Below are 25660 nucleotides of genomic sequence, written 5' to 3' on the forward strand. Positions count from 1 at the left end.
TCCCTCCTACCCATTACAGGAACCGGCTGACGTAGTATAGCGCCCCGGCCAGGTCTAGTGCCCACAGCGCCAGCAGCGGCAGGGCCGATACCGCCGGCCATCGCCGTAAGGCCCACCGCCAGACGAAGAGGCCGGCCGCCGCGGCGGCCAGCAGCGCCAGGAGCAGGCCAGGCACATCTCCCCGGGCCCACCCGAGGGCGAACAGCGCCGCGCCCAGCAGGCCCAGGCCGGCGCAGGCCGCCAGGGGGCGCTCCCGCGCCGTTACCATACCCACCACCATGGCCGCGCTCCACACTGGCAGGGCGGCGTAGAGGTAACGGCCCTGGTACTGCACGAACTTCATATTATACCAAAGCAAGCCGCAGATCGAGAACGAACCCCAGGCAGCGAGCAGAATGACGTGAGCTCGCCGACGAACACCCGGCCCGCCCCCGGAGCCGGCAAGCTGCCGCAACAGGTGCGGCGCTCCCGCAATCACCAACCCCAGGACGGCGGTGGCGGACACCACGGCCAGGAGCAGGTAGACCGGCTCGTGCATGGGGACGCCCATCCAGCCGAACACGCCCCAGAAGCTCTTGAAGGTGAGGGTAGTGCCCTCGGTAAGAACGCGCACCGGACTGAACTCCGCCAGGAGTTCGGCGGTAGTGAGCTGGCTGGCGGCGATGGCGTCGTGACGGGTCAGGCCCAGGGGGTCGCGCAGCCCGTAGGTGACCAGGTTGCGGGCCACCCAAGGCAGCCAGAGGATGGCGGCCGGCAGGGCGACCCTGGCGCCGGACCTCAGGACCCTCGCCCACGGGGGACGGTGCAGCCGACGGTGCAACAGCAGGCCAGCCAGCACCAGGGGCACTGCGATGTAGGCGGTGGTCTTGGTGAGGAGGCACAGGCCGAGGAGGATGCCCAAGATCGTGAGGCGCTTGGGTGCAGGGGCGGGGGAGTGGACGAGGGCGCGCAAGGTCAGCAGGGTCACCGAAGCGGTGAGGGCCTCGGCCAGGACGTCGTTGTTGATGCCGGCGCTCATGGCGGTGTGCATGGGTATGAAAGCGACCGTCGCTGCCAGAGCCGCCGCCCGGCCCTGCCGCCGCGGCCAGAGGGCCAGCCCCAAGGAGTAGGCCATGGCGAGGGCGGCCACGCCGTTGGTGACGGTGAAGAGGCGCAACGCGCGAACCTGGAGGGGTACGGGATCGCCGGCGAAGGCCGTCAGCACCGGGGCCGCCAGCAGGTAGTAGAGGGGCGGCTGGTGGCTCTCGTAGCGGATGGCACTGACGTCGCTCCCCTCGGGGAAGCCAGCGGCCTTCAGTTGGTCCAGGTAGCGGGACGGGAAGTCTCCCATCTGGAGCACGGGCAGGGAGCCCTCGATCACCAGATGACGGATGTAGTTGTAGTGGGCCGGCTCGTCGGCCGCCTGCCACGTCGGGGTGATGACGGCATAGGCGAGGGCAGCGGCTAGGTAGGCCGCCAAGGTCATCGCTATGGGAAGCGTCTGCCTAGTCACTTCCGTCGTCTCCGGTGCACGCCAGTGCCCGCCGGGGAAAGGGCGGGCGCCCCCGTGGCCCGATGATACACGGGCCGGGCCGTGGGGGTAAACCGGGAGCCTCTTCGGTGCGGACCCAAGGGAACTGCAGCTTCTTCAGCCCCGCGGCTGCCACTGGCGAGTGTCATATGCCGCTGCCCCACCTGTCCCGAAGCCATGTCAGGTGTGCGATGCGGGCGGGTCCCAGCCTCGGCCCAGGGCAGGCGCGGTGGCCTGCCCCCACCGGCGGGAGTCTGAGCGCTGGATGCAGTCGCCCTGGGTGCCGGTGATGCAGACGTGCCGGAGACGGGTGACTCGGGTACAATGGCGGGCGCCCCTGTGCCCGACAGGCGAATACACGCCGCGCGAGGTGGTTGTTGGCCGGCATCGCAGCCATTATGGTGCTCGTCTCCGCCTTCATTCACGCTTCCTGGAACATACTGGCCCGGCGTAGTCGTGCCGAGACTCACTTCATCGGCCGGATGCTCCCCATACTAGCCGGAACGGGGCTGGCGCCGGCGCTGGTGGGCCAGTACCTGACCGGAACCATGAGCGCACGGGTGTGGCTCTACGTGATAGGCTCCGGCCTCTGCTGCGGCTTCTACTTCATCTCGCTGGGGCGAGCGTACGAGGCCGCCGACTTCACCACCGTGTACCCAGTGGCCAGGGCCCTACCGGTACTGCTGGTGGCGGTGGGGGACAGCCTGCGCGGCGCCGTGCCCAGCGTCGCAGGCTGGCTGGGGATGACCCTGGTGGTGGCTGGATGCGTGATGGCGCCCCTGCGCACCCGACGTGACCTGCGCCTGGACCGCTACTGGAACCGTGCCAGCCTGTGGATGGTCCTCACCGCCCTGGGAACGGTGGGCTACTCGCTCCTGGACAAGCAGGCGGCCGATCTGCTTCGCCCCGGGCCGGTGTCGGCGGTGATCTACTGCTACTTTTTCTACCTCTTTGCCTACGTCGGCTATGGGATCTTCTCCCGCCTCCTGCTTCCGTCGGCGAAGGCAACGAACCCACCGAACACGTCGGTGTGGCTTCCCACCGCCGCCGGGTTCATGAGCTTCGCCGCCTACTTCCTGGTGGTATGGGCTTACCAGATCGTACCTCATGCCAGCTACGTGGTGGCCTTCCGGCAATCTAGCCTGATCATCGCCGTGCTCATGGCTTTCGCCCTCTACCGGGAGGAGCGGCACCGGTCGCGGCTGGCCTCGGTACTGGTGATCACTGCTGGCCTGGTGCTTATCACCGTAGGAGGGTGATGGGCCTGGCGGTGGAACGCAAGCAACGCTATACTGATGTGACGCTCAGTCCCACCCCCAGGGCCGTCCGAGCTTCTGGGCCCGCCTGTGGCTTCGTTGTGTCGGGCGTGATGGGGCTGCTTGCGGCGCACCTCCTCCGAGGAGACAAGAATGGAGTGCCCGAACTGCGGCACCTACAACCCGGAAGATCGCACTCAGTGCTGGAAGTGCGACGAGCTGCTTCCCACCAAGAAGGAAGAGCGGCCAAAGCGTAACGAGCAGGGCAGGCTCAGCCCCTGGACCTGGCTGGTGCTGATAGTGCTGGGAGGAGTGTGGTTCTTCACCCAGTGCAGCAGCCCCCTGCGGCAGGAGCCGACCACGCGTCACCAGCCCCCACCGCCCGTGGTTCGCCCCCTGATCTAGCCGGCAGGAACGAGCTCGAAGCCTGGCAGCGACCACTACGGATCGGGCACCAGCGGGGTCCAGCGGCCGCCGTCAGCCTCAGAGGGCGCTGCGCAGCAGGTTCACCACGTCTTCCTCGGTCATGCGCCGCGGATTGTGCTCCATGCTAGATGACATCGATTGGCGCGCTACCTCTTCCAGGTCTATCCGCGTCACCCCGGCGTCTCTGAGCCTGCCCGGTATCCCTAGTTGGGTCAGCAACTCCCGTACCCAGTCCACCGCCGCCCGGGCTGCCTGAGCTTCGCTCTGCCCGGCGGTGTCCAGGCCCAGGAGCGAGGCCACCTCGGCGTAGCGAGGGGCGGCGACGGGCAGGTTCCACTCCATGACGTAGGGCAGGAGTAGCCCGCACACCAGCCCGTGAGGGAGACTGTGATGGCAGCCGAGCGGGTGGGCCATCCCGTGTACCGCCCCCAGCCGGGCATTGGCTAGAGCCATCCCCGCCATCAGGCTGCCGTAATGCAGATCGCGTCGGTAGGCGATCTGGGCGCCATCGCGGTAGGCGGGCAAAAGGGATCGGCCGATGAGCCGGATGGCATCCCGGCACAGGGCATCGGTGACAGGCATGGCTCCCACCGACACGAAGGACTCGATGGCTTGGGTAAGGGCATCGGCCCCCGTGTAGGCGGTGACGGAGGGGGGCAGGCTGAGGGTCAGCGTGGGGTCTACCAGCGCCACCTGGGCGAACCACGAGCGTCCGCGGATGCTCTTCTTGGTGCCGCTATCGGGGTCAATGAGGACGGCGTTCATGGTGACCTCGGCCCCAGTGCCGCTGGTGGTGGGTATGGCCACCCAGGGCAGAGGATCGCCGTCCAGCGGGCGTCCTTCCAGGTATTCCCTGGGCGAGCCAGCGAGCGGGGCCAGCCCGGCGATGGCCTTGGCTGCATCCATGGCGCTGCCCCCGCCCAGGCCCACCAGCACGTCGGCGGCTCGGCCCCTAGCACAGGCGATGCCCTCGGCCACCACTTGGAGCGTGGGCTCTCCCCGCACGCGGTCGAACACCTCAGCGGCGACGCCCGCCTGGTTCAGGGAGTCGAGGGCGCGGCCAAGGGTGCCGGAGGCGCGGGCGGAGGCGCCACAGACTAGAAGCGCTTGCGTCCCCAGAGGGGCCACCTGGGCACCCAACTGGGCGATGCAGCCATCGCCGGTGACGACTGTGACCGGGAGATGGAAGCTTTTCATACGGCCTGATCCAGGTGCCCGCCCGGCATGCAAACGATCTCCACCACTCCCAGGTCGAAGAAGCGCATGGCATTGGCGGCCCGGAGCACCACGGCGGTGTCGGCTCCGCGCCCGGTGCCGGCTATGGCCATCACCTCCTCGCCTGTGTGGACTAGCCCGGCGTCGGCTGCCATGAGGGTGATCTCGACCGCCACCTTCATCCCCTCGCCGAACAGGCGGAGGGTGTAAGCCACGATCTCATCGAGCTCGTAGGTGCCAAGCTTCATGCGCACCGCGCGCCCCACCCCGCCGAAGGCGTGCTGGCAGGTGAGCACCGCAGCCCCCTCGTCGCGGATGGCCTGCAATACGTCCGAGGGAGCCTCCTGCATGTTGGGTTGGCGGAAGCCAGTGGAATGGGTGACGGCCACCACGCTGTAGCCGCGGAAGGTTCGAGCGGCCTGGAGGCCGGTCTGGCCGGTGGTGGTGGCCACCAGCACGCTGCGGAGGCCGAGGGCGGCCATCCGCTCGCGAGCCAGTGCGAGCGTCTTGTCCGTGTTGTTGGGTCCCGGTGGAGTGAAATAGGTGATCTCGCGCTGCAGAGTAGCCATCTCGATACGACCTCCGGTCAATAGGTTACCGGTTGCAGGGAACAGGGGGCGAGGAGTGCCCTCCTGAGCCTACTCCCGTCTGAGCAGGTAGATGTTGGCGGTCATCTGGCGATCTCGGTATGGGATGCGGACGGGAACGACACGGTCGAGGAACCACGCACCTCCTTCCTGTTGCAGCGCCGAGCGGAAAACACGTGTGGCGGCAGTGACGGCCACCAGCACCGCGCGCGGGGCAGCCAGTCGGGCCGCCTCGCGCAGGAGAGCGGGATATAGCTGCCGGTTCTCCTCGCTGCTACCCACTAGCATGCCGTAGGGCAGGTCCACCACCATCGTGTCCACCGATCCTGAAGCCAGCGGCACCCGAGTGACGTCGCCGCGTATCAGAGCGACCTGGGCCAGGTGTCCGCTCGCCCGCAGGTTGGCCTCGGCGCACTCGATCGCCCCGGCGCTGGCGTCCACGCCCAGGGCGAACCGCGCGGGCAGATGCTCCAGCCGTTCCACGAGGAGCGTTCCCGAGCCGCAGGCCAGGTTCAGGAAGCGATCATGGCGGCGCGGGCCCGCCAATCGGATCATAGCATGGGCAATAGTAGCGTTGAGGGCGCCGGGCATGCTGCACACGCGCCAGGCTCGGGCTGACAGAGGACGGGGAGTGGTCCGGGCCAGCACCTCCCAGCCAGGCGATCCGTCCGCGGGGCGACGTACTGACACTAGGAGATCGCCTTCCCCGCCGGTAGCTGCCAGGCCGAGCGCCCGCTCCAACTCCTCTTTCAGCCGAATGAAGACCGAGGAGCCCGAGCCGGCGGCACTGATCCTCACCGAGGCGAAAGCTCCCCGAGGCTGGCGGGAGACGATGCTGCTCAAAAGGGCTGCAAGCCGGGTGAAGTGCTGGTGACCTAGGAGGGCGCGCGGCCTGGGCACGTCGAACCGGGCTAGGAGATGCACAGCCACGGCGCAGCGCAGGCGCTCCAGTATCCACGGCTCTCCCAGGATCCTCACCGCTATCCGACCCGGTGCGGGACGGCCAATCACGTGCCTCCTGCTCGCCATGAGCCCGGCCAGCTCTTCCTCAACGATACTTTCGAGGCCGGGCAAGACCTCGATCTCAACGTCCTGCCATTCCTCCATGGTCAAACTGCCGGTTACAGGTCACAGGAGATGTGCGATAGGGCAACACCCGCACCGGAGCGGTGGGGCTCCACTGCCGTGCGCCGGAAGCGGAACCGCCCCGTTTCCTATTCCCCGTGACCTATCCCCTGCGCTCCACTTGTGGTATGCTGTCGCCGCCATGATGCCGAAGCGGGATCAAGAGGCAGCTCGCCACAAGCTAACATCTCTGCTGGCGCTTGCCAAGGGCAATCGCCGGGTGCTCATCGTTACCCACAACGATCCGGACCCGGATGCAATTGGTTCGGCCCTGGGCCTGGGGGAGCTATTGCAGCGCCGAGCTGGCCTGGAGACGGTTCTGGCTTACAGCGGCATCGTGGGCCGGGCAGAGAACAAGGCCATGGTGGCGGAGCTGAACATACCGCTTCGGCCGCTTTACACTCTGGATTGCGACCAGTTTGACTTGGTTGCACTGGTGGACACGCAGCCGGGCCACGGTAACCAGCCCTTCAGCTCAGGGTGCCCGCCTCACATTGTGGTGGACCATCACCGCCTGCGGCCGGAGACCGCCTCTGCTGCCTTCTACGACGTCCGAGAGGACTACTCTGCCACTTCCACCATAGTCACCTGGTACCTGCGAGATGCCCGGGTGCGCATCACCCCCCGGATTGCCACAGCGCTGTTCTACGGGATCAAGGCTGATACCTTGGGCCTGGCCCGGCCCTCGCACCCGGATGACGCTCGGGCCTACGTCTTCCTACAACAACGGGTGGACCCGCAGGCGCTGGTACGCATCGAGAGCGCCAGCCTGTCTCCAGAGTACTACCAGACGCTGGATAAGGCTCTCCACCACACCCGCCTGTACGATGGCCTGGTGGTGGCACGGCTGGGGGAGATGCGCTACCCGGACATGGCGGCTGAGGTGGCGGACTTCCTGCGACGTCTAGAGGACGTGAAGATCGTGCTGGCGGTAGGCAACTACGCCGGAGACGTGATCGTGTCTCTGAGATCGCCGGAGCGGGGGATGCGGCTGGACGAGCTGATTCAGCAGGTGATCACGCACGATGGCGCTGCTGGGGGGCACGACTACATGGCGGCCGGCCGGGTACGCGCTTCCTTAGCCGGAGCGGTGGAGGAGACCGAGATGGAGATTGTGCGCCGCTTCACCCAGGCCCTGGGTGTGGATCCTCACCGCGGCCGCCCCCTGCTAGACTGATTCCGTAAGCTCGGCCCACCCAGGCCTGCCTCGCTCTGGGAACTACTTGCTCTCGGCCCGACGGCGGCGGTAGAAGCGCCGGGCCTTAGCCCGGTTGCCGCAGTCTGACATGGCGCACCAGCGACGGCTGCGGTTGCGGCTCCGGTCGAGGAACAGCCAGCCGCATGGGTCTCCGGCGCACTGCCGCACCCGTCCTAGGTCTCCCTGGGTGAGCAGATCGGCGGCGGACCGGACCACCGGCCAGAGGACCCGGTCCAGCGGCGGCTGATCGGACCAGCCCCAGACGTAGCCTCCCCCGACGAAGACAATCCGGGCCTGAGCCATGGCCTCCCCCAGGAAGGCGTTCACCGTCTCCAGGTCTTGAGCCGGCGGGGTACCCTCATGGGCCACGGCGGCGAAAACGCGGTAGATGGACTCGCGCAGCCGGAGAGCGCGCTGCAGAGCGGCGGCGGCCTCCTCCGGCCGACGCTCTGCGTGTCGCAGCAGCTCTTGGGCCTGCTCGGGTTCTAGAGCTCCGGCATGCTGTCCCCAGGCGATCAGGTCCCCGTAGGTCTTCAGCCACTCGATGGGCGCCTCGCTCAGCCGCCAGTCCACGGTGTTGGCGAAATCCAGGCAGAGCTGCCCGCCCAGCAGTTGCAGATCTACTACGCGCCTGTCGGACGTCGAATCAGCCATCATAACCACCTAAACGCTCTTGACAGGTTAGGCCAGCTGTACTACACTCTAACCACTGTAGAGAGAATAGCCGGTCATCACGCAGGTGGCAAACTCCGAGCATCGCATGGCAGGCCGACAGCGGGGGCAGGAGGGGGAATGATCAACCTCTACGCACTGGAGGAGTTGGCGAGGCAGAAGCGGGAGCGGTACGAAGAGGAGGCCCGGCGCGAGCGCTGGCTACGCCAGGTTGCCCCCGACCGTGCGTCCCTGTGGCGGTGGGCGTTCAACAGGGCCGGTCAGGTCCTGGTGGTGCTGGGCTTATGGCTGGAGCTCAGGTCCGGGGCTCTCGTGCCACCGTCTGCGATAGCCGATCACGCACACATCCCAGACTACCTCGATGCCGTTCTCTCGGCAGAACCGAACCGCCTCCGCAGACTCCGCCCCTGGCTGTAGCCACACTCGAGTCAGACCGAGATCGGCGCACTGGCGGAGGACCGGCTCGGCCTCCGCGGGAGGCACGACCATACTGACTACTTCGGGCTTGACCGGGAGGTGGGCCAGCGTGGGGTAGACTGGGCGTCCTAGGATCTGGTCAGCGTTGGGGTTCACCCCGTATACCTCGTATCCGGCCCGGAGCAGAGAGGCGTAGACCCGATGTCCGTACTTGTTCGGGTCCCGACTGGCCCCCACCACCGCCCAGCGCCTCCGGGCAGTGAAGTCCTCGACGCGCTCGATCATGCCGTGGACATCTACCAACGCTGCCTCCCAGCAGGAGATGAGGGCACCATCAGTCCCAGGAGCGGCGCCGGTGCACCATGGCACAGGCATCCCAGACCACCTGAATACCGTTCTCCAGGCAGAAGCGGATGGCCTCCTCCGATTCGGCCCCTGGCTGCATCCAAACCCGGGTCAGGCCCAGCTCGGCGCACTGGCGCACGATCTGCTCAGTGATCGAGGGAGGGACGACCACGTTCACCACGTCCGGCTTCTCCGGCAGGTCGGCCAGGGTGGGGTAGATGGTCTGGCCCAGTACCTCGCCGCCTTTGGGGTTCACGCCCTGGACCCAGTAGCCCGATTCGAGAAGCACAGAGAAGACCTTGTGTCCGTATTTCGCCGGGTCCTGGCTGACGCCCACCACCGCCCAGCGGCGGCGGGAGATGAAATCCTCTATCCGAGCCGCCATCTCGTTCACCGTCTGCTCCCAGGTGGCGCGCCACCGGCACCACCTACTCATCCAGATGACCGACGTCCATGTAGACTACCGCAGAGCCGCGGCATACACCAGCCCAGCCCCGGTCTGCCATTCGCTCCAGCAGCGGACTCAGAAGGGCAAGCCGGACCCCTAAGAGGAGAGGGCCTGCCCGGGGATGGCCGCGTCCAGGCCATCTGGCCAGCCCCACCCGCAGACGAGTTTCTCCAGCCCCGCCTCATCCATGGCTATCGCGTCGGCCTGGTCGGCGGCGAGATCGTGCCAGAGGTTGCCCCAGGCCAGTGCCTCCCGCGAGAGGCGGTGCAAACCCTACGCATCGCCAGTCCGCACTCGATGAGCCAGCACCCTGCTCTGGCCGGAGCCGATGCGGGCCACCCATCTGCCCACCTGCCGCTGGCCCTGGGAGCGACTGAGCCAGAGGAGGCCGCCGCATCGGGGGCCGCCACGCTCAAACCGTGCCACGACGTGGCGACAGAGAGAGGTCTTGCCGCTGCCGGGCTCACCTGTGACCAGGACGGTTGGGTCAGGGTCTGCCCCTCCAGACGGCCGCCGCCTCAAGGTCCGCCCTCCCGGAGGCGACGAACCAGGTCGGGGTAAGCTCGAACGAGCCGACGCTTCCTCAGGTTCTCCCTCAGGATCCAGGCCAGGTCCCGGTCCTGGGAGCGGGCCAACCTGGCCAGGAGAGCCGGTCCGCTCTCCGGATGAGCTACGGCAACCACGCTGATGGTGTATCCGAGAGCTTGCCGGAAAACACGGAAATCACCTGTCCGATCTTCGGCTGTCTCCACCTGGTCCAGCAACCGCTGGTGCAGAGCTACGGCCTCTGCCGCCACCCAGGGTCGGGCAAGCACGACGGGATCGGCGACCCCGGCCGCCACCGCCCTCATCTCCAGCCACGCTCCCGAACCGATCCAGGAGCTCAGCGCCTCCAAGGTCTCCTGTGGGCGCGCCGTCAGCAAGGCCTGGAGCCCGTTGGCCACCGCCTCGCGCAGACGCCAGCGCTGGTCACGGGAGAGCGCCTTCAGTCGCTCCCGGGCCTCCTCTACGCGCTGGCCAGTGACGGCGGCGATGGAGCCGAGGGCCCAGGCTCCGCAGAAGGGCAGGAGCTCCAGTGGGTCACCCGTGGGGGCCAGGGAGTGATGGATCCCCGTCCAGCTCAGGGAGAGTGACCACGTCCGGTCGAGCTCGTGATGGGCGGCTTGTGTGGCCTCCTGGACGAAGGCGGCGGCCAGCTCCAGGTTGCCCCGAGGACCGGGGAGGCCGCTGTGCTGCATCAGATAGGCGCGGAGAGGACCCTCGTCTCCCGCATGGAGGCAGTGACACACCAAGGGTTCTAGCTCCCGGCGAAAGGCCTGCCGCCGGCTACCGACTGCTGCCATGGTCGCTCCCGGGCTCGCGTCCGCGGACTCTGGGCAAGTGTAGCTGAGGGCTGCTCCTCCGTCACGTGCTTTGGCTCCGACGGCCGTAGACCTGGCGGTGGGGGACAGCGGCCTTGGTTGCCGGAAGCCCTTGACTTCTGCCACAATGTCACCTTAGGCGGGCAGGAATGCAGCTACAGGCGGGAAGAAGGCCCCGCCGCACAAAGAAGGGATGATGTCTTACACGATTGCGGTTAGCGGCAAAGGAGGCACCGGCAAGACTGCGGTGGCGGCTCTCTTGATTGACACTCTGCTGCGGTCCACCGAGGCGACCTTGTTGGCGGTGGACGCTGACCCGGCCAGCAACCTCCATCTGGCACTGGGCATGCCCTTGCACCGGACGGTGGGCGACATACGGGAGGAGGCCCTCGGCCTGACGCGAAGTGGATCCTTCCCGGTGGGTATGAGCAAGCAAGACTATCTGGAGTACCAGATAGAGGACCTGCTGGTGGAGGGCGAGCGGGTGGACCTACTGGCCATGGGTCGCCCAGAAGGCCAGGGATGCTACTGCGCCGCCAACAACATGCTCCGGGCCATCCTGGATCGGATGGCGCGGTCGTACGACTACGTGGTGATAGACACCGAGGCGGGCATGGAGCACCTGAGTCGCCACACTACCCGGGATGCCGATTACCTGCTGTTGGTGTCCGATCCCATAGTACGGGGGATAGCCTCGGCTGGGGTGATGGCCCGTATGGTGCCCCAGCTGGAGATCTCGGTCGGCCGGATCGGGTTTGCCCTCAACCGGGTGCCGGGTGGAGAGTTGGCCAACTTGCCTGATGAGGTGCGGGAGGCGATCGAACGGGAGGGATTGGAGCTGGTGGCCGTGTTGCCAGCGGACCCGCTGGTGGGTCAATTCGATGCCGTCGGTCGACCGCTGGCGCAGCTTCCGCAGGACTCCCCTTTCCGACTGGCGGTCGAAGCGCTGGTGCGCCGGGAGTTCGTGCCCTCGCCGCCATGACCCACCACTCAACCGGGCCATGGCGCAGCAGCTCAGCATGGAGGGTACGAGTGTAGACAGCCGGCAGTTGCACGGGGTGGGGCAGCGCAGCGATTCTCTCATGGGCTCCCAGGGCAGACCTTTCGCCTGGCTCCGAGGGAAAGGCGATGGCGTTCGAGTCCTCCTTGAGGATTGAACGTCCCCAGGCGCGGCAGGCACACATGCACAGGGCGCGCGTGGGCGCGCGCACTCCTCGAACGGGGGGTGCTCCGGGCGGGGTGGCATATGTGCAGGGCGCGCGCACTCCTCGGGCGAGGGTGCTCCGCGCGCGGTGGGCACCTGTGCAGGGCGCGCGTGGGCGGGCGCACTCCTCGAGGGAGGGTCTAGTGCAGCGAAGGACCTGAGCGGCGGTGCCGGCCAGAATCCACGCCCGCGATCCTGAGCGGTCACACGGTTGGCTCGGCGAAGGTACTACCGTATACTGGAGACAATACAGAAAGGCATGGGCGCCGCAGAGCCGCGGCGCCCGAACGGCGTCCGGACTTGCCACGGGCGTCTCGTCGGTCTTGGCCGTCCGGCTGAGCGCGTGAGGGACGCAGGGACAGGGTCGGAGGCGGCGTCAGAGGCGGTTTCCCCGGAGGATCGGGACTTGAGTACCCTCAAGTTTGTGTTTTCGTATGCCCGCAACTACTCGAAGGCCATGGCGCTCACTATAGGGGCCATGGTGGCGCTTGTCGGACTGGACCTGGTGGGTCCGCTGGTGATTCGCCGGCTCATCTCCGTGGTGGGGGACCCGGCCATGGGGGCACGGGCCGTGGGCGGGGTGGCGCGCCTGGCCTTGCTCTACCTCGGCGTCTCGGCCCTTCGGGGGGTCTTCGAGTTCGTGAGCAGCTACATGGGGCACGTGGCCGGCTGGGGCGTGGTGGCGGACACCCGCCGGCTCACGTACCAGCACGTGCAGCGGCTGTCCCTTCGCTTCTACGAGGACCAGAAGACGGGCGAGCTGATGTCTCGGGTGGTCAACGATACAAACCTGTTCGAAGCCATCATCGCCCATGCTGTTCCCAACACGCTGGTCAACGTGCTCACCTTGATCGGGATCAGCGCCATACTGACGGTGCTGAACTGGAGGTTGATGCTGCTGACGTTGGTACCGGTACCTCTTGTTGTCGTGGCCATGCGCGCCTTCGCCAAATACGTGCGTCCTGCCTTCCGCGATCGGCAGAAGGAATTGGCCGAGCTCAATGCCTCCATCAACGACAACCTGTCGGGCATCCGGGAGATCAAGGCCTTCAGCCGCGAGGAGTCGGAGGCGGCGCGGGTAGGGCGGCACATAGATCGCTACCGGGATTCGTTGCTCCGGGCACTCCGGCTTATGGCGACGTTCAATCCCTTCGTTCAGTTCTCGTCCCAGATTGGCTACATCATCGTGATCTACTTCGGCGGTCGCCTGGCCTTTCAGAACGTACTGCCGGTGGCCGACCTGATCACCTTCTTCCTCTACCTGGAGCGGTTCTACCAGCCGGTCCGGATGTTGGCGGGAAGCTGGGAGCAGGTGCAGGAAGCTCTGGCGGGGGCCGATAGGGTAGCGGAGCTACTGCAGCAGGAGCCCGAGGTGAGCGAGCGGCCGGGAGCGGTGGCTCTCGCTCGTCGGGCCGAGGGGCACATCCAATTCCACAACGTCAGCTTCCGGTATGACAAGGGCGAGATGGTACTGCGTCACGTAGACCTCGATATCCCTGCCGGGACGGTAGTGGCCCTGGTGGGGCCAACGGGCGTAGGCAAGACCACACTCGCGAGTCTCATCCCGCGCTTCTACGACGTGACGGAAGGGTCCATCACTCTTGACGGGCACGATCTGCGGGACCTAACGCTCAAGAGCCTGCGCGAGCAGATCAGCATGGTGCTCCAGGACGTGTTCTTGTTCCACGGCACGGTGAGGGAGAATATCCTCTTTGGCCGCCCCAACGCTACCGACGCCGAGGTGATCGAGGCGGCCAAGGTGGCCAACGCTCACGACTTCATCGTCAACGACCTGTCGGATGGCTACGACACCATCATCGGCGAACGCGGGGTGAAGCTGTCAGGCGGACAGAAGCAACGCATCTCCATCGCTCGGGCAGTGCTCAAGGATGCACCCATCCTGATCCTGGACGAAGCTACCTCGAGCGTGGACACCGAGACCGAGTTGCTCATCCAGCAGGCCCTGGATCGCCTTACCGAAGGCCGGACTACGCTGATCATCGCCCATCGGCTCTCCACTATCCGCAATGCGGATCAGATCGTGGTTCTGGCTGAGGACGGCATCGCGGAGATGGGCACACACGCGGAGCTGATGGCCCGGGACGGCCTCTACCGACACCTGTGCGAGATTCAGACGCGCGTGGCCCAGGGCGACCTCGCTGCAGCCAGGAGTCAGCGCCGCACGGCATAGAACGATAGGTGATGCGTGATGCGTGATGCGTGATACGTGATACGTGATGCGTGAAGAGTGATGCGTCACTCATGGTGCAATGTTTCACGCATCACGTATCACGCATCACGCATCACGTATCACTCTTCACGTATCGCCTTCCGTCGTGCGGTGCCCCGCTCGCGCTTGAGCCGGGAGAAGTGGGCAATCTTGGCCAGGATGCCTGCCTTCCGGTCCTGCATCTCGGCTGCATCCCGGTAGGTCTCTTCCTCCACGTAACCGGCCCGCATCGCCTCGGTGTAGAGGCGGCGTCCCCTCTCGGTGCGCACCACCAAGGTAGTGTAGCCGCGATTTGAGCCCAGGCCGCCGGCGGACAAATCGGCGTACTCGTTGGCGAACTCGACGCAGGCCAGGCAGGCAGGCCGCGCCCATTCCTCCAGCTGAGCCAGGGGAAAGCTTAGCTCCCGGCCATCGCGGAGGGTGACCAGAAACTCGTCCTTGACGTTGATCCCGGCCACGTCGGCCTCGCTGATGCCCAGCCGAGCCTGGAAGTCCTCAGGGGTGAAAGAGAAGCTCTCCAGGCAGAAGAGCCCGATGGCGTAGGTTATGGCATCCGCCGGCACGATGCCCAGACACTGCATCTTGCGCATGGCGATGACCTGACAGGGGGTACCGACCAGGGCCACTCGATGCAGCCGATCGCCCTCCAGGCTCTTCACGGCCGAGATCGAAGGGGTGTAGGTGGTGTAGCGGGATCCCAGCTGCTCCAGGTGAGCGGTGCCGGAGAAGTGGGAGCCGGCCGCCGCGACGATCTGGGCCCTGGTGGTGGCCACTGTCGGTGTCCGGCCGCCGGACTCGGTCCTGGTGGATACTATGGCCCCGTCAATGAGCCGCTTATCCAGCAGGTAGAGCAGCAGAGAGGTGACCACACCCCCGTCGGTGGCCACTTGACGCACCGCAGGGTCGGTTGCCCGTGCTGAAGCGACGGTGCCGCTGTCGGCTGCCCCTCTGGAACGAGCGAACCTTTCCTGAAGCTCGCCATCCAACTCGTGGGTCACAGGGCAGACGAGGTAGCAGAGGCCACAGGCGAGGCACCTGCGGCGGTCGGTGAAGCGCGGCAGGCCCCTCTCGTCCAGGGCAAGGGCGTGGAGCTGCCCCGCGGAGCAGAATGAGACACACCCTCCGCACTGAGCACAGAGGCCTGGCTTCACCACCTCGCTCTCGAGCTCGACGAACGTCTTCACCATCGCTGGCTGTAGGGTCAACTCCCCTCCTGTGATGGTGGGGTGGCACCGGAGGCGGGACACGAGCTTTTCCACCATGATGCCACAACCCTCGCACCGCAGCCATAAGGAGCCTAACCGGCTGCATTCGCGACTACCTGCTGTCTCTGAAGGCGCCCTGCGGCCACCGCGCTGGCGGCACCGCCAAGCTAGGGTTTCACAGGTTCTTTACGAGGGTCGGTGGCTGGGCCGTCTTAAGCCAACACCGGAGGCTGCCGATACCTGTGGTAGAGCACGGGCGCCGGGCCTCCAACACCGCGCCTGCAGTGGCGGAGGCGCATTCCGGTCTCTGCCGACGACCATTCGCTTAGGGACGAACTCCATGCGAAGGGCTGATCCTTAGTTCTAGATGGGCGAGGGTGGCGGATTGCTGACCCAGGGGGCTTATGACGATGCCGCCGGTGCTGACGCCGACCGCCGGCGGGTGCGGTCGGTGGGGCCGGGGCAGATGTTGGTCACTACTGACCCAGAGGAAGTGCTGGCGGCCTATGGCTTGGGCTCATGTATTGCAGTGCTAGGGTATGAGCCCAAGGCCGGGGTGGGCGGGCTGCTGCATGCACTGCTGCCTCAGAGCTGCCCTGGCGAAGGCGATGCAGCCAAGTTCGCTGACACCGGGATTCGCCTCCTGGTGGGCGAGATGGAACGCCTGGGATCCGACCGCGACGCCACCGCCTGGTACCTGGTGGGCGGTGCGGACGTGTTGCAGGGATCGAAGACGACCGCAGGCCTGAACATCGGCAGAGGGAACGTCGCCATGGCGGAGTCCGTCATGAGGGAAGAAGGTATGGCCATCCGGAGCCGTGAGGTCGGGGGCTCTGTGGCTCGCACGGTCAGATTGAGCATGCGGGACGGTACAGTAACAGTGACGCCGGTAGGCGGAGATGAGCAGACACTGTGAGGGTCGCCGGCAGGCCAGCTTCAGCTTCGCCAGGGGCGGCTCCGGTATCGGAGGCGAACACCGGTGGCCGGACGTCAGCAGGATGGGGCACATCGACCAAGGTGTCCGCTGAGGCCCTGAGGGCAGAAGGGAGCGCTCGACGGGCCGTGCAGAGAGACTGTTCGCCCTGGACGAGGAGGCCAATGTCCACAACTCGCGTGGTGGTGGCAGATGACTCCGCCTTCGTGCGGTACACCGTCAGCCATCACCTCTCCTGCCAGCCCGACCTGGAAGTAGTGGGGCTGGCGTCCAACGGGGTAGAGGCGGTGGAGCAGGTGGAGGCCCTGCGCCCCGACGTGGTGGTTCTGGACGTGGAGATGCCGCTAATGGACGGGCTGTCGGCGCTGCGGCAGGTCATGTCTCGACGTCCGACGCCGGTCGTGATGATGATGAACGGACTCGCCCGCGAGGGAGCTGCTAGCACGGTAGAGGCCCTCGTGTCAGGAGCGGTGGACTTCATCACCAAACCTGGCCAGCTCACTGGCGTGCATCAGGTGCTGGGCGAGCTGGGCCACAAGGTGCGCCAGGCGGCAGGCGCGCGGGTGCGAGCTCACCGTCCGCTGCGGCAGCGAGCGTTGTCGCGAGAGGGGGAGAGTGCGGGGCCCTCGGAGCATCTGGTTCTAGTCGGTACCTCGGGCGGAGGACCGGCGGCGCTAGGCGAGGTGATCGGCAGGTTGCCTGCGGACCTGGACGCGTGCGTGGTGGTGGTGCAGCACATGGGTGCCCCCTTCACCCGGGCGCTGGCCGAGCAGCTCGACCGCATCTCCCTCCTGCCAGTGAGGGAAGCCGCCGCGGGTGACCGGGTGGAAAGGAGGCAGGTGCTGATCGTACCCGGAGGGAGGTACTTGACGCTGACCGAGGAGAGAGAACTGTGCCTGACCGCCGGACCGCCAGGCGGCGGGAGGCGGCTGACCCTGGATCTCGCTCTGGAATCGGCGGCGCAAGTGTTCGGGCGACGGGCGCTGGCGGCGATCCTCACCGGGCTAGGACGCGACGGGCTGGCGGGAGCCCGAGCTCTCAAGGAGCGGGGTGGTCGGGTCCTGGCCCAGGATGAGGCCACCAGCGTGTTCTACGAGATGCCGGGCAGCGTCGTAGAGGCGGGCCTGGCCGATGAGGTGGTGCCGCTGGACCTGATGGCCGACACCATAGCGGAGATGGTGAAAGCGACGGAGCCGCGGCCGGGAGCGAAAGGGCCGGCTGGGTGAACGACAGCGAGTTCCGCTCTATCACCGCCTACCTGGATCGTGTGCACGGGCTGGACCTGAGTGCCTACAAGAGCACGGCCATGAAGCGGCGCCTGGAGGCGTACTTGACGCGAATGCGGGCCGGCAGCTGGGCCGAATACGTGGTCAGGCTCGAGCGGGAGCCGGAGGAAGGGCACCGCCTGAGGGATTACCTCACCATCAGCGTCACTAGCTTCTTCCGCGATGCCGACAGGTACGAGGTGCTGCGCCGGGAGATCCTGCCGGAGCTGCTTGACACTACCCGCAGCCTGGCCGCGTGGAGCGCGGGCTGCTCCGATGGGCCGGAGCCCTACACGCTGGCCATGCTTTTCCACTCCCTGGCGCCCCGGAGACGTGTGCGCATTTGGGCTACAGACATAGACCGGCAGGGACTGGCCAGGGCCAGGGCAGGCGGGCCGTATTCAGCTTCCGCCATCCAACTGCTGCCGTCTGACCTGTCGTCGCGGTACCTGGTGCCTATGGCCGGCGGATTTGGGGTGGTGCCCTCCCTGGTGAGGCGCGTCACCTTCCAGGAGCATGACGTGCTGCGGGATCCGATCTCTGGCAGCTTTGACCTGATCGCGTGTCGCAACGTGATCATATACCTCACCGAGGAGGCCAGGACGAGGCTGTTTGATCGCCTTGCCTCTAGCCTTCGGCCGGGGGGCGTGCTCTTCGTCGGCGCCGCCGAGAGTGTCCCCATGGATCAGGCGCGAGCCTTGGGGTTGGAGCGGCTGCGGATGTCCTTCTACCGCCGTGTGACGGCAGGAGACAACATCGTCTCCCCCAACCTGTGGGTTGGGATGGGTGTATCTGACGGCTAGACCGATGTGGTGCCGTCCCGCGGCGCGTCCTGGCTCCGGCTTCTAACCAGAACGGCCTGCCGGGCGCCCAACCGCCCCAACCGACCACCGCCAGTCACCCCTCTTCCAGGGAGATGGCGTCGTAGCGCCAAGGCTGTCGCCAGACGAGACCGGAATGGCCCTCCCAGAGGGCGCCCATGTTCGCGGCCAGGCTCAGAATCCGGTTCGTGACTTGAGCATCGAGCCTGGCATCCCAACTCAGCCGATCGGCCACCCAGTCGCAGTGGAAGAAGATGCGACAGAGCACTGGGCGAACGGTGTATACCTGACAGCGTCCATCCAGGCTGAGGAAGGGGCAACTGGTGGCCTTACCATGCGCCCCGACATCACCATGGCCCTCACCGGTGAGCATGTACGTGCCGGTGAATGGGCTGAGAGAGCAGTATCTCTCCACTGTCTGTTCCACGGCGCCGCGGAGCGAGGCGAAGTTGCGGGGGCGCTCCAGATACCCGGCCAGGGCGATCAAGTCGGGCAGAGTGACGGCCACCACCCGGCCTCCGGTGTTCTCAAGAGCGCGGCAGCAGTCGCTCCCGCACTGACGCTGCCGGGTCGGGGGGCAGAGTCCGGCGGCCTGGCGTTCCAGTTCTTGGACGGCGTCCCAGAGGGTATACGAGGCGGAGGCTCTAGTCTGCCCCAAGGTAGAAGTCTTGTGGCTCCGTGCGAGGACCGGCCGACTCGAAGCGGGGCTGGCCGGCGCCAGCGACAGCGATCTCGCGGCCGATGCCCACGTCCCAAAACAGGTGAGCGCCCGCGCCCCAGCGGGCGACCAGATCTTCGGTAGATCGCCAGGAAGTAGCCCGAGTCCAGCCTGTGAGGGTATCGCCGGGCTCACCCACGCGCCAGATGTGGACCACGTACCACAGGTCCGGGGCGAGATCGCCCACTCCGGTCCACATCAGGATGAGCTCGCGGGGGACGACCCTGGCACCGCCCCGCGGCGAGAGAGGCTCCAGGGCTCGAGGCTGGGCCGGCCCGCCCAGGGACAGCAGGGAGGCGGTGGCCGTGGGGGCGGCCGCCAAGGCGGTGGCTCCGGCGGTGGGGACAGCCTCGGCCGCCGCCGCGGTAGGGGTGGGATCCGGGCCGCCCGACTGCGAGGGCACGGGAACTCTCACTTTCTGGCCCACGCTCAATATGGTGTACTTGGTAAGCCCGGGGTTCGCAGCCAGGATCTCCTCCAAGGTGGTACCGTACTTGTTGGCCAGATAACCCAGAGTATCGCCCCGCTCGATGGCGTGCTCGATGAACTGGGGCTCGGGGGTGGCAGTGGGCTCTGGTTCAGGTGCAGCTGAGGCCGTTTCCGCAGTCGGCGTGGGGACAACGATCTTCTGCCCCAGGCTCAGGATGCTGTTGCGGGTGAGCCCGGGGTTGGCAGCTATGATGTCGCTAACGGTGGTACCGTACTTATCGGCCAGATACAGGAGGTTGTCACCCGTTTCAACGGTGTGTACGAGGGGCTCGGCAACCGGGAGGGGCTCCTGGTCGGCAGCCTCGCCGGATGCTGAAGCAGGTATGACGATCTCCTGCCCCACCCGCAGGATGGAGCGCTCCGTCAGGCCCGGGTTGGCAGCTAGGATGTCCTGCACCTCCAAGTCGTACTGGAGGGCGATGGAGCCCAGCACGTCTCCCGATTGAACCACGTGGACCCTAGGCCCGGTCGTGGGGGCAGGGGTGTCCAGCGGCTCTGGAGTTGGGGTCTGCGTCCCGGTAGGAGAGGACGTGGCCGTAGGGGTAGGGGGGACTGGAGTGGACGTGACCAATCGGACCGTCCCAGGGGAGGGTGTGGCCGCGTCCACAGCTTGCTGTGCCGTTTCCTTCGCCGGGGGCGAGAGGGCCGCCATGGCCACAGCGGCTGGCTTCCCTGGCGTCGCGTTCGGAGCGCCGGACGAAGGCTCTGCGCTCCCCGACCTATCGCGCAACCCGGCCAGCACCGCTCCTGCTACCATCGCCAGTGCCACCAGAGCCAGGGCCGGCTGAAGGTAGCTGGGTGACCGCAGTTCCTGTCCGCACAGGAGGCAGGACCGAGCCTGCTGGGCGACGCGAGCCCCACAACGGGGGCACCGACGAGGCTCTCGGTTAATGGTTGCCATGGGGATTCCTGCTAGTATGATCCCGCCCGGGCGACAGGCCTAGAACGGCAATGCCCATCACTGCTGCTAGACTAACCCAATCTGAGGCCAGGCGCAAGGGGGTCTCACCGAAATGGATGGTGACCCGGTGTTCGCCCGCCGGCAGGTCGAGGGCGATGACCCCTAGGGGGCCTGCTGGGCGGACCGGTGCAGGAACCCCGTCCACGTAAGCCCGCCATCCCGGGTAGTAGTACGTGTGGAAACGAAGCTCCCCCGCCGTCTCCGAGCGCACCCGGACGATCTGCACGTGTCCCCCCAGGTGGAGGGGCTCGACCGAGGCGCCCGGTGCGTCTGTCTCCGCCAGAGGTAGCGCCTCTCCGGCCAGGTAGGCGGCAACTTTGGGCGAATCCTGAGGCATGTGCTGGGTCCAGGCGGTCATGCCTCGCATGTCGGTGTACTCGAGCTCGAACTCCACCGTGCCCACTGGCTGTTCGGCGCGGGGGTCGGGGGCGGTATGCTGGGGGCGGGCGTAGGGCAGGCTCGCGACCACGACGGCCAGCGCCAGCAGCAATGCGCTCCCCTGCCCCGCTCGATCGGCCAGGCGGGCACCGGCGATGGCGGCCAGGCCGGCGGCACAGAGCGCAACTATCCCGAGCAGGCGCCAGGGGAACTGCGCCAGCGACAATAGGGACACGGCGCGCCATATCGCCCCACTGGCTCCGGTCATCAGGAAGGTGTAGGTCACGAGCCCGAGACCGAGCAGCACCGCCGCAGGGCGGAAGCAGCGACTGCGAGTCCCCAGGGCCAGGCCCGCCAGGGACAGGGCTACGGGGGCGAGGCCCTGCTGGAACGGCATGGTATCTTCAGGGCCAGCCACAGCGTAGCCGTAATCCCACAGTGGCGACAACAGCTGGCCCGGGTAGACGAAGTGATCGGTGAGGTTGTAGGTGGCCCTGGTCCACTGCTCCTGCCTGATGTAACCGCGCTCGGCCAGCGAGGGGATGAGGGAGAAGGCTGCCAGAGCGACCCCTAGAGCCCCGGCCGCGATCGGCCCCAGCCACGCTCTCGCCGACGGCAGGCGGCCGGAGGCAGCCAGGGCGATGATGATGGCGGCTCCCAGGAGAGGGGTGAAGAGCAAGGCGGTGACGTTGTGGGCCGCCAGCAGCAGCCCGTAGGTGGCGGCGGCAGCGGCGATTCGACGGCGTGAGGGAGCCGTCGCCAGTGACCAGAAAGCCCACAAAGCCCAGGGGAAGAGGGAGAGGGCCCAGGACTCGGCCAGGGCGGCGCGAACGTAGATGTCCACGAATCGGTAAGGAGCATAGGTGTAGACGACGGCAGCCACCGCCGCCGCGGCGCCGAACCCTCTCGAATCGGTCGGTGCCTGACGTAGCAGCGCTTCGGCCAGGAGGAACATGCCCACGCAGGACACCAGGATAGACAGGGCGAAAGCCGCTTTGATGGCAGCGGCGATCCCCAGGCCGGTCAGGTGGAACCCCTCAGCCACGTAGTAGGCCAGGGGGGAGTAGAAGACGAAGGTGGGGTAACCGTAGCCCAGGGCATGGTCGGGCCCCCAGCGGGGGATGAGTACGCCGTCGGCGACGGCCCGGTCGAACTGGACCAGGAAGAACAGGGTATGGGGTCCGTCGTGGGCGCCCAGAAAGTAGCCCGGGGCCAGCAGAGGCCAGGCGGCGAAGACGGCCAGGATGAGGGCCAGGCCTAGGTAACGGCGGCGCTCGCTCATGGCCGCATGGCTCCGGGGCGGCAGAGGATGCGGGCCACCGCGGCCAGGCCGTACGCCATCCCCGTGAGCAAGGTCAGACCGGTTCCCAGCCGCCGGACGGGCGTGTCCTCGAATACCAGAAGCAGGACATGGCGGCCTTGGGGCACAGGCACGCTGATGAGCCCCAGTTCTCCCTCCGGCACGACCGGGGCCGTGCCGGAGACCTCGCCTGTGTCCTCGTCCAGGATGTAGGCGTTCCAGCCGGGGTGGTAGAAGGTGTGGAAGCGGATGACCTGAGCGTCGTCTTCGGCCTGGAACCACACCCTCTCGTAGGTGGTACCCATCTCCAGCGAATGCACCGCCAGGCGACCGGTAGCGTAGGCTTGGACGTAGTCCACCTTGGTGGTGATCTCGATCCCGGCCATGATCTGATCTGCCAGCGGCGACCAGCGGGGGATCTCCTGCACCCAGGCGGTGGAGCCGGTCATCTCATCGGCGCTCTGTTGGAAGCGCATCAGTCCCTGAAGGGACACGGGTCCCTCAGGTGGGGGCCGGACCTCGCTGTGCAAATAGGGGTAGACCGGCAGGATGACCAGCAGGGCCCAGAGCCCGGTGAGGGCCAGGGCGCTGCGATCGGGGTGCCAGCGGGTGAAAGGGCCCGTTCCTAGGAAGGCAAGGCAGACGATGGTGAGCGCCAGCAGTCGCCAGGGGAACTGAGCGAACCTCACTAGCCCCAGGGCATCCCACACTGGTTCGGAGAGGGGGAGCATCAGGAAGACGACGCCGAGGGTGACGGCGCCTAGGTACAGGGCACTCCGGCGCCACGCCTGCGGCAGCCGCGGCCAGTAAAGAAGGCTAAGCGCTGCCAGCGTCAGAGGGGCCAGGCCCAGCTGGAAGGACATGCCATCGTCCGGTCCCGGGAGGCTCACTCCGAACCCCCAGTCGAGGCGGAAGAGCTGGAAGGGATAGACGAAGTGGTGGCGATACTCGTAGTAGCCACCGACCCACTGGTCGGTGCGGACGTAAGCGTACTCCAGGAAGGCGGGCAGCCAGAAGATGGCGCTCAGCCCCAACCCCAGGAGCACGGCGCCGGCAGCAGGCGCCATGGTATGGATGGCGTGACCCAGAACCGAGGGCCAGGACTGGCGGGAGAGCGGCCGCCACGTCGGGGTCGAGCGGCAGAGGTGCCAGGCTCGGAGCAGAGTGTAGCCGCCCAGGATGGGAGAGAAGAGCAGCGCCACCAGGTTGCTGCTCAGCATCAGCCCGGCGTAGGCTAGCCCAGCCAGCAGAACCCCCGTGACGTTCGGGAGACGATGGGCTCGTCCCAGATCTGCCTGGGCCCCTGCCGTAGGGGCGAACCTTGTGTTCGCCCGTTTCAACGCCATGTTCGCCCGCTTGTGCCTCAAGCGGATGCGTTGCGGGCGAACACAAGGTTCGCCCCTACGGTCGGTGGGCCGGGGTGTGGGTTCGGCCGTATGGTCGCTGGGGTGGGGTGCCATGGGTGGCGCCGGGGAGCGTTGGCGCAGGCCCGGGTAGAGGCGCCCGAAGGCCCAGAGGCACAGGGGCACAAAGGCCAGGGCCACCGTCTCTGCCAGGGAAGCCCGCACGTAGAGGTCGGCCAGATGATAGGGAGCGTAAAGGTACAAGAGGGCCCCCAGCAGCGCCCCGGGCGGATGGCTGTAGAGGCGAAGCCACAGGTAGGCCGTGAGGGCCGAGGCCACCGCTGCCAGGCCGAACACCCCCTTGACGGCCTCTACCAGACCCAGACCAAGCAGATGCAGGGCCTCGCCCAGGTAGGAGGACAGTGGGCCGTAGATGTTGAAGAAGGGATAGCCGTAGCCGAAGGTGAAGTCTGGCGCCCACCGGGGATAGAGGATGCCGTCCTGGATGGCGCGGTCGAACTGATGCAGGAAGTAGACGCTGTGGCGGGCGTCCTGGGCGCCCCAGTGGTAGCCGGGCATGAACAGGGGCCCGACGCTGAATAGGGAGAGGGCCAGGAGGAGTAACACCCAGACCCACTCCGGCACCGCCTCTATCGCGGTCCGATCAGTCCTCACGGCCCAGCTCCACCGCGGTGGTTCCGTCCGACAGGGTCAGCCGTTCCCCCGTTCCCAGGTCATACAGACCCACTAACACCCGATAGCCCTCCCGAGGGCCATCGAGGTCCACGTGGACGAGATGGTCGTCCACCACCACTTCGCCCGGGCGCCAGGACGTGGTCGGGCGGGTGCCGTCCACGGGCCAGGAATCGCGCTGGCCCCACTTGCGATCGGCCTGATCCACCACGTGCACGAACACGGTGTAGTTGCGCTCCAGGGGCTGGGTGGCTTGCCAGAACAGACGCAGCCTGGGAGTAGCCCCGTGGCGCAAGGGGCCGTGGAGCTCGGCTCGTACCAGGAGTATGCGTCCGTCGTCGAAGGCCGCCAGGGGGCGGGCGGCCGGCGTCACTGGGCTCAGGGGGACATCCAGAAAGGGCAGGGCCAGAAGGAGGGCGAGGAGAGCCAGGGCCCCTCCGGAGAGCGCCTGGGTGGGCAAGAGCTGGACCACGGGCGGGGCGGAGGCCCACAGGAGCACGAAGGAAGCAAGGGCCACCAACTGCCAGGGACCGTCCAGGGCCCATGCGAGGCGCCCTTCCCACAGCGGGCGCGCTAACTCGGTGGACAGGAGCAGCAGCACGACAGCGACCGCCCCCACCACGACACACCGGGCGCGGAGACCGGGCTGCACGAGCAGGCACGCGGCGGCGAAGAGCCCGACGGGGAGGAGGCCCAGTGTCAGGGGAGCGGGTACGCCCGGACCCCAGGGGGCGCTGTGCGCGGCGTAGCCGGCCGTGTGCCCGAGCCACTGGTAAGGCCAACTGAACTGGCGGAACGATGCCGACGCAGTGCCCGGTGCGGCGATTAGACCAGCAGTTCCGGTCAGGAGCAGCCCGACCAGTGGCCGCAGGTTCACGCGGCGGTGGGCTACCAGGGCGACGGCTGCCAGAACCGCCCCGGCGATAAGGGCGAACCCGGGATGGGCTAGCCCCAGCGCCAGGCCCGGCAGTATCGGGGCCACCGAGCGCCACGAGGTTGCGCCCCCAGGCGCTGGGTAAGCCAAAGCCAGCGCCAGCCAGGGCAGCATCCCGAGGGCGAGGGACCCCCCTGGCCAACCGCGCACGTAGATGGACGCCAGTACCATAGGCGAGCCGGCCCAGGCCAAAGCTAACCCAAGCGCAATGCTGCCCCCGGTCGCACCGCTCCGGTGGCCTCGGAAGAGGGCGAGCGCTCCGCCGACGGCCAAGAGCACGGCCAGGGCGTAGACCGCCTTCACGGCGCTCGGTCCGTCGGCGCCCATCAGGCGGAAGAGGAATGCCAGGCAGTAGGACAGGACGCCGTCGCCACCTGCAGAGCCAGTTAGGGAGGATGCGGGCAAGCCGTCAATGGGCCGGCCAGCGGCTTCCCAGGCGTAGAGGGTGTACACCGGCTGGAAGCCGGAGTGGGGCTGGAAGTACCCGGGGTAGCCCAGGGGTGCCAGCAGGAAGCCACTGAGCAGGAGCAGGGAGGCGGCGACGCGCCATCCCTGGCCCGACGCCCTGCGGTCCGCGGTTGCGCTCACGGCCCAGACCGGCGACAGGCGTGGGCAGGAGACGCCA

Annotated in this window: 25 protein-coding genes; 9 read left to right on the forward strand and 16 right to left on the reverse strand. The window is 67.2% G+C overall.

Annotated features, from left to right (window positions below; genetic code table 11):
- Positions 1-13 precede the first annotated feature (13 nt).
- Positions 14-1492 (reverse strand): DUF2142 domain-containing protein, encoded by a 1479-nt coding sequence (locus HPY83_12455; GenBank protein ID NPV08756.1) that lies wholly within the window; start codon positions 1490-1492, stop codon positions 14-16.
- 395 nt (positions 1493-1887) lie between these two features.
- Between HPY83_12455 and HPY83_12460 the strand changes: the two genes are divergently transcribed.
- Together HPY83_12460 and HPY83_12465 are read left to right on the forward strand one after the other, a co-directional pair.
- On the forward strand, positions 1888-2769 hold the full coding sequence (locus HPY83_12460) for a hypothetical protein (protein NPV08757.1): 882 nt from the start codon (positions 1888-1890) through the stop codon (positions 2767-2769).
- A gap of 150 nt (positions 2770-2919) precedes the next feature.
- On the forward strand, positions 2920-3171 hold the full coding sequence (locus HPY83_12465) for a hypothetical protein (protein NPV08758.1): 252 nt from the start codon (positions 2920-2922) through the stop codon (positions 3169-3171).
- Positions 3172-3249: 78 nt separating this feature from the next.
- Here the strand turns inward: HPY83_12465 and HPY83_12470 are convergent, their stop codons facing one another.
- The 3 genes from HPY83_12470 to HPY83_12480 form a co-directional block, all read right to left on the reverse strand.
- A complete protein-coding gene (locus HPY83_12470; protein NPV08759.1) occupies positions 3250-4389 on the reverse strand; it encodes an iron-containing alcohol dehydrogenase in 1140 nt (379 codons plus the stop codon).
- Positions 4386-4976 carry a hypothetical protein gene (locus HPY83_12475; GenBank protein NPV08760.1) on the reverse strand — a complete coding sequence of 197 codons (591 nt, stop codon included), beginning with the start codon at positions 4974-4976 and terminating at the stop codon, positions 4386-4388. Before HPY83_12475 ends, HPY83_12470 begins: the two co-directional genes overlap by 4 nt.
- A 69-nt stretch (positions 4977-5045) precedes the next feature.
- Positions 5046-6101 (reverse strand): methyltransferase domain-containing protein, encoded by a 1056-nt coding sequence (locus HPY83_12480; protein ID NPV08761.1) that lies wholly within the window; start codon positions 6099-6101, stop codon positions 5046-5048.
- Positions 6102-6261: 160 nt separating this feature from the next.
- Here HPY83_12480 and HPY83_12485 point away from each other — a divergent pair, with 160 nt between their 5' ends.
- Entirely contained in the window at positions 6262-7296 is a 1035-nt protein-coding gene (locus tag HPY83_12485; protein ID NPV08762.1) for a bifunctional oligoribonuclease/PAP phosphatase NrnA, read from the forward strand.
- Between the two features lie 42 nt (positions 7297-7338).
- On the opposite strand, the gene HPY83_12490 is transcribed toward HPY83_12485, so the two are convergent.
- From HPY83_12490 to HPY83_12515, 6 genes are all read right to left on the reverse strand, one after another.
- Positions 7339-7971: a hypothetical protein gene (locus tag HPY83_12490; protein NPV08763.1), complete on the reverse strand. Its 633-nt coding sequence runs from the start codon at positions 7969-7971 to the stop codon at positions 7339-7341.
- 300 nt (positions 7972-8271) lie between these two features.
- Positions 8272-8691, reverse strand: a complete 420-nt coding sequence (locus HPY83_12495) for a CoA-binding protein (protein NPV08764.1) — start codon at positions 8689-8691, stop codon at positions 8272-8274.
- A gap of 49 nt (positions 8692-8740) precedes the next feature.
- The gene (locus HPY83_12500) at positions 8741-9136 is read right to left on the reverse strand and encodes a CoA-binding protein (protein ID NPV08765.1); all 396 of its coding nucleotides are present in this window, start codon (positions 9134-9136) and stop codon (positions 8741-8743) included.
- Between the two features lie 159 nt (positions 9137-9295).
- On the reverse strand, positions 9296-9469 hold the full coding sequence (locus tag HPY83_12505; protein ID NPV08766.1) for a hypothetical protein: 174 nt from the start codon (positions 9467-9469) through the stop codon (positions 9296-9298).
- Between the two features lie 3 nt (positions 9470-9472).
- Positions 9473-9721 (reverse strand): hypothetical protein, encoded by a 249-nt coding sequence (locus HPY83_12510; GenBank protein ID NPV08767.1) that lies wholly within the window; start codon positions 9719-9721, stop codon positions 9473-9475.
- On the reverse strand, positions 9718-10542 hold the full coding sequence (locus tag HPY83_12515) for a hypothetical protein (GenBank protein NPV08768.1): 825 nt from the start codon (positions 10540-10542) through the stop codon (positions 9718-9720). The genes HPY83_12510 and HPY83_12515 overlap by 4 nt, the downstream gene beginning before the upstream one ends.
- A 214-nt stretch (positions 10543-10756) precedes the next feature.
- Between HPY83_12515 and HPY83_12520 the strand changes: the two genes are divergently transcribed.
- The gene (locus HPY83_12520; protein NPV08769.1) at positions 10757-11542 is read left to right on the forward strand and encodes an AAA family ATPase; all 786 of its coding nucleotides are present in this window, start codon (positions 10757-10759) and stop codon (positions 11540-11542) included.
- Positions 11543-12221: 679 nt separating this feature from the next.
- The gene (locus HPY83_12525; protein NPV08770.1) at positions 12222-13955 is read left to right on the forward strand and encodes an ABC transporter ATP-binding protein; all 1734 of its coding nucleotides are present in this window, start codon (positions 12222-12224) and stop codon (positions 13953-13955) included.
- Positions 13956-14074: 119 nt separating this feature from the next.
- On the opposite strand, the gene HPY83_12530 is transcribed toward HPY83_12525, so the two are convergent.
- Positions 14075-15199, reverse strand: a complete 1125-nt coding sequence (locus HPY83_12530) for a coenzyme F420 hydrogenase (protein ID NPV08771.1) — start codon at positions 15197-15199, stop codon at positions 14075-14077.
- Between the two features lie 367 nt (positions 15200-15566).
- Between HPY83_12530 and HPY83_12535 the strand changes: the two genes are divergently transcribed.
- The 3 genes from HPY83_12535 to HPY83_12545 all read left to right on the forward strand — a co-directional run bounded on the left by HPY83_12535 (position 15567) and on the right by HPY83_12545 (position 18201).
- On the forward strand, positions 15567-16115 hold the full coding sequence (locus HPY83_12535; GenBank protein ID NPV08772.1) for a chemotaxis protein CheD: 549 nt from the start codon (positions 15567-15569) through the stop codon (positions 16113-16115).
- A 182-nt stretch (positions 16116-16297) separates the two neighbouring features.
- Positions 16298-17359, forward strand: coding sequence for a chemotaxis-specific protein-glutamate methyltransferase CheB (gene cheB / locus HPY83_12540; GenBank protein ID NPV08773.1), 1062 nt, complete (start codon positions 16298-16300; stop codon positions 17357-17359).
- Complete coding sequence (locus HPY83_12545) at positions 17356-18201, forward strand: protein-glutamate O-methyltransferase CheR (GenBank protein ID NPV08774.1); 846 nt, start codon at positions 17356-17358, stop codon at positions 18199-18201. The genes cheB and HPY83_12545 overlap by 4 nt, the downstream gene beginning before the upstream one ends.
- A 94-nt stretch (positions 18202-18295) precedes the next feature.
- Here the strand turns inward: HPY83_12545 and HPY83_12550 are convergent, their stop codons facing one another.
- Both HPY83_12550 and HPY83_12555 read right to left on the reverse strand, forming a co-directional pair.
- Entirely contained in the window at positions 18296-18877 is a 582-nt protein-coding gene (locus HPY83_12550; protein NPV08775.1) for a hypothetical protein, read from the reverse strand.
- On the reverse strand, positions 18864-19877 hold the full coding sequence (locus tag HPY83_12555; GenBank protein NPV08776.1) for a LysM peptidoglycan-binding domain-containing protein: 1014 nt from the start codon (positions 19875-19877) through the stop codon (positions 18864-18866). Before HPY83_12555 ends, HPY83_12550 begins: the two co-directional genes overlap by 14 nt.
- Before the next feature lie 79 nt (positions 19878-19956).
- Between HPY83_12555 and HPY83_12560 the strand changes: the two genes are divergently transcribed.
- Positions 19957-20214 carry a hypothetical protein gene (locus tag HPY83_12560; GenBank protein NPV08777.1) on the forward strand — a complete coding sequence of 86 codons (258 nt, stop codon included), beginning with the start codon at positions 19957-19959 and terminating at the stop codon, positions 20212-20214.
- Positions 20215-20313: 99 nt separating this feature from the next.
- On the opposite strand, the gene HPY83_12565 is transcribed toward HPY83_12560, so the two are convergent.
- Genes HPY83_12565 through HPY83_12575 form a run of 3 tightly spaced genes read right to left on the reverse strand, consistent with a single transcriptional unit; the run spans position 20314 to position 25623 of the window.
- Complete coding sequence (locus HPY83_12565; protein NPV08778.1) at positions 20314-22047, reverse strand: hypothetical protein; 1734 nt, start codon at positions 22045-22047, stop codon at positions 20314-20316.
- The gene (locus HPY83_12570; GenBank protein NPV08779.1) at positions 22044-24083 is read right to left on the reverse strand and encodes a hypothetical protein; all 2040 of its coding nucleotides are present in this window, start codon (positions 24081-24083) and stop codon (positions 22044-22046) included. The genes HPY83_12565 and HPY83_12570 overlap by 4 nt, the downstream gene beginning before the upstream one ends.
- Positions 24073-25623, reverse strand: coding sequence for a hypothetical protein (locus HPY83_12575; protein NPV08780.1), 1551 nt, complete (start codon positions 25621-25623; stop codon positions 24073-24075). The genes HPY83_12570 and HPY83_12575 overlap by 11 nt, the downstream gene beginning before the upstream one ends.
- Positions 25624-25660 lie beyond the last annotated feature (37 nt).

The organism is Anaerolineae bacterium (genome assembly GCA_013178015.1).
Taxonomy (GTDB): domain Bacteria; phylum Chloroflexota; class Anaerolineae; order DRVO01; family DRVO01; genus Ch71.

Coding starts and splice junctions, on each gene's coding strand:
- HPY83_12520 (NPV08769.1), top strand. CDS start 10,757: ATGTCTTACACGATTGCGGTTAGCGGCAAAGGAGGCACCGGCAAGACT.
- HPY83_12480 (NPV08761.1), bottom strand. CDS start 6,101: ATGGAGGAATGGCAGGACGTTGAGATCGAGGTCTTGCCCGGCCTCGAA.
- HPY83_12500 (NPV08765.1), bottom strand. CDS start 9,136: ATGGCGGCTCGGATAGAGGATTTCATCTCCCGCCGCCGCTGGGCGGTG.
- HPY83_12495 (NPV08764.1), bottom strand. CDS start 8,691: ATGATCGAGCGCGTCGAGGACTTCACTGCCCGGAGGCGCTGGGCGGTG.
- HPY83_12485 (NPV08762.1), top strand. CDS start 6,262: ATGATGCCGAAGCGGGATCAAGAGGCAGCTCGCCACAAGCTAACATCT.
- cheB (NPV08773.1), top strand. CDS start 16,298: ATGTCCACAACTCGCGTGGTGGTGGCAGATGACTCCGCCTTCGTGCGG.
- HPY83_12525 (NPV08770.1), top strand. CDS start 12,222: ATGGCGCTCACTATAGGGGCCATGGTGGCGCTTGTCGGACTGGACCTG.
- HPY83_12465 (NPV08758.1), top strand. CDS start 2,920: ATGGAGTGCCCGAACTGCGGCACCTACAACCCGGAAGATCGCACTCAG.
- HPY83_12470 (NPV08759.1), bottom strand. CDS start 4,389: ATGAAAAGCTTCCATCTCCCGGTCACAGTCGTCACCGGCGATGGCTGC.
- HPY83_12565 (NPV08778.1), bottom strand. CDS start 22,047: ATGAGCGAGCGCCGCCGTTACCTAGGCCTGGCCCTCATCCTGGCCGTC.
- HPY83_12490 (NPV08763.1), bottom strand. CDS start 7,971: ATGGCTGATTCGACGTCCGACAGGCGCGTAGTAGATCTGCAACTGCTG.
- HPY83_12515 (NPV08768.1), bottom strand. CDS start 10,542: ATGGCAGCAGTCGGTAGCCGGCGGCAGGCCTTTCGCCGGGAGCTAGAA.
- HPY83_12475 (NPV08760.1), bottom strand. CDS start 4,976: ATGGCTACTCTGCAGCGCGAGATCACCTATTTCACTCCACCGGGACCC.
- HPY83_12535 (NPV08772.1), top strand. CDS start 15,567: ATGGGCGAGGGTGGCGGATTGCTGACCCAGGGGGCTTATGACGATGCC.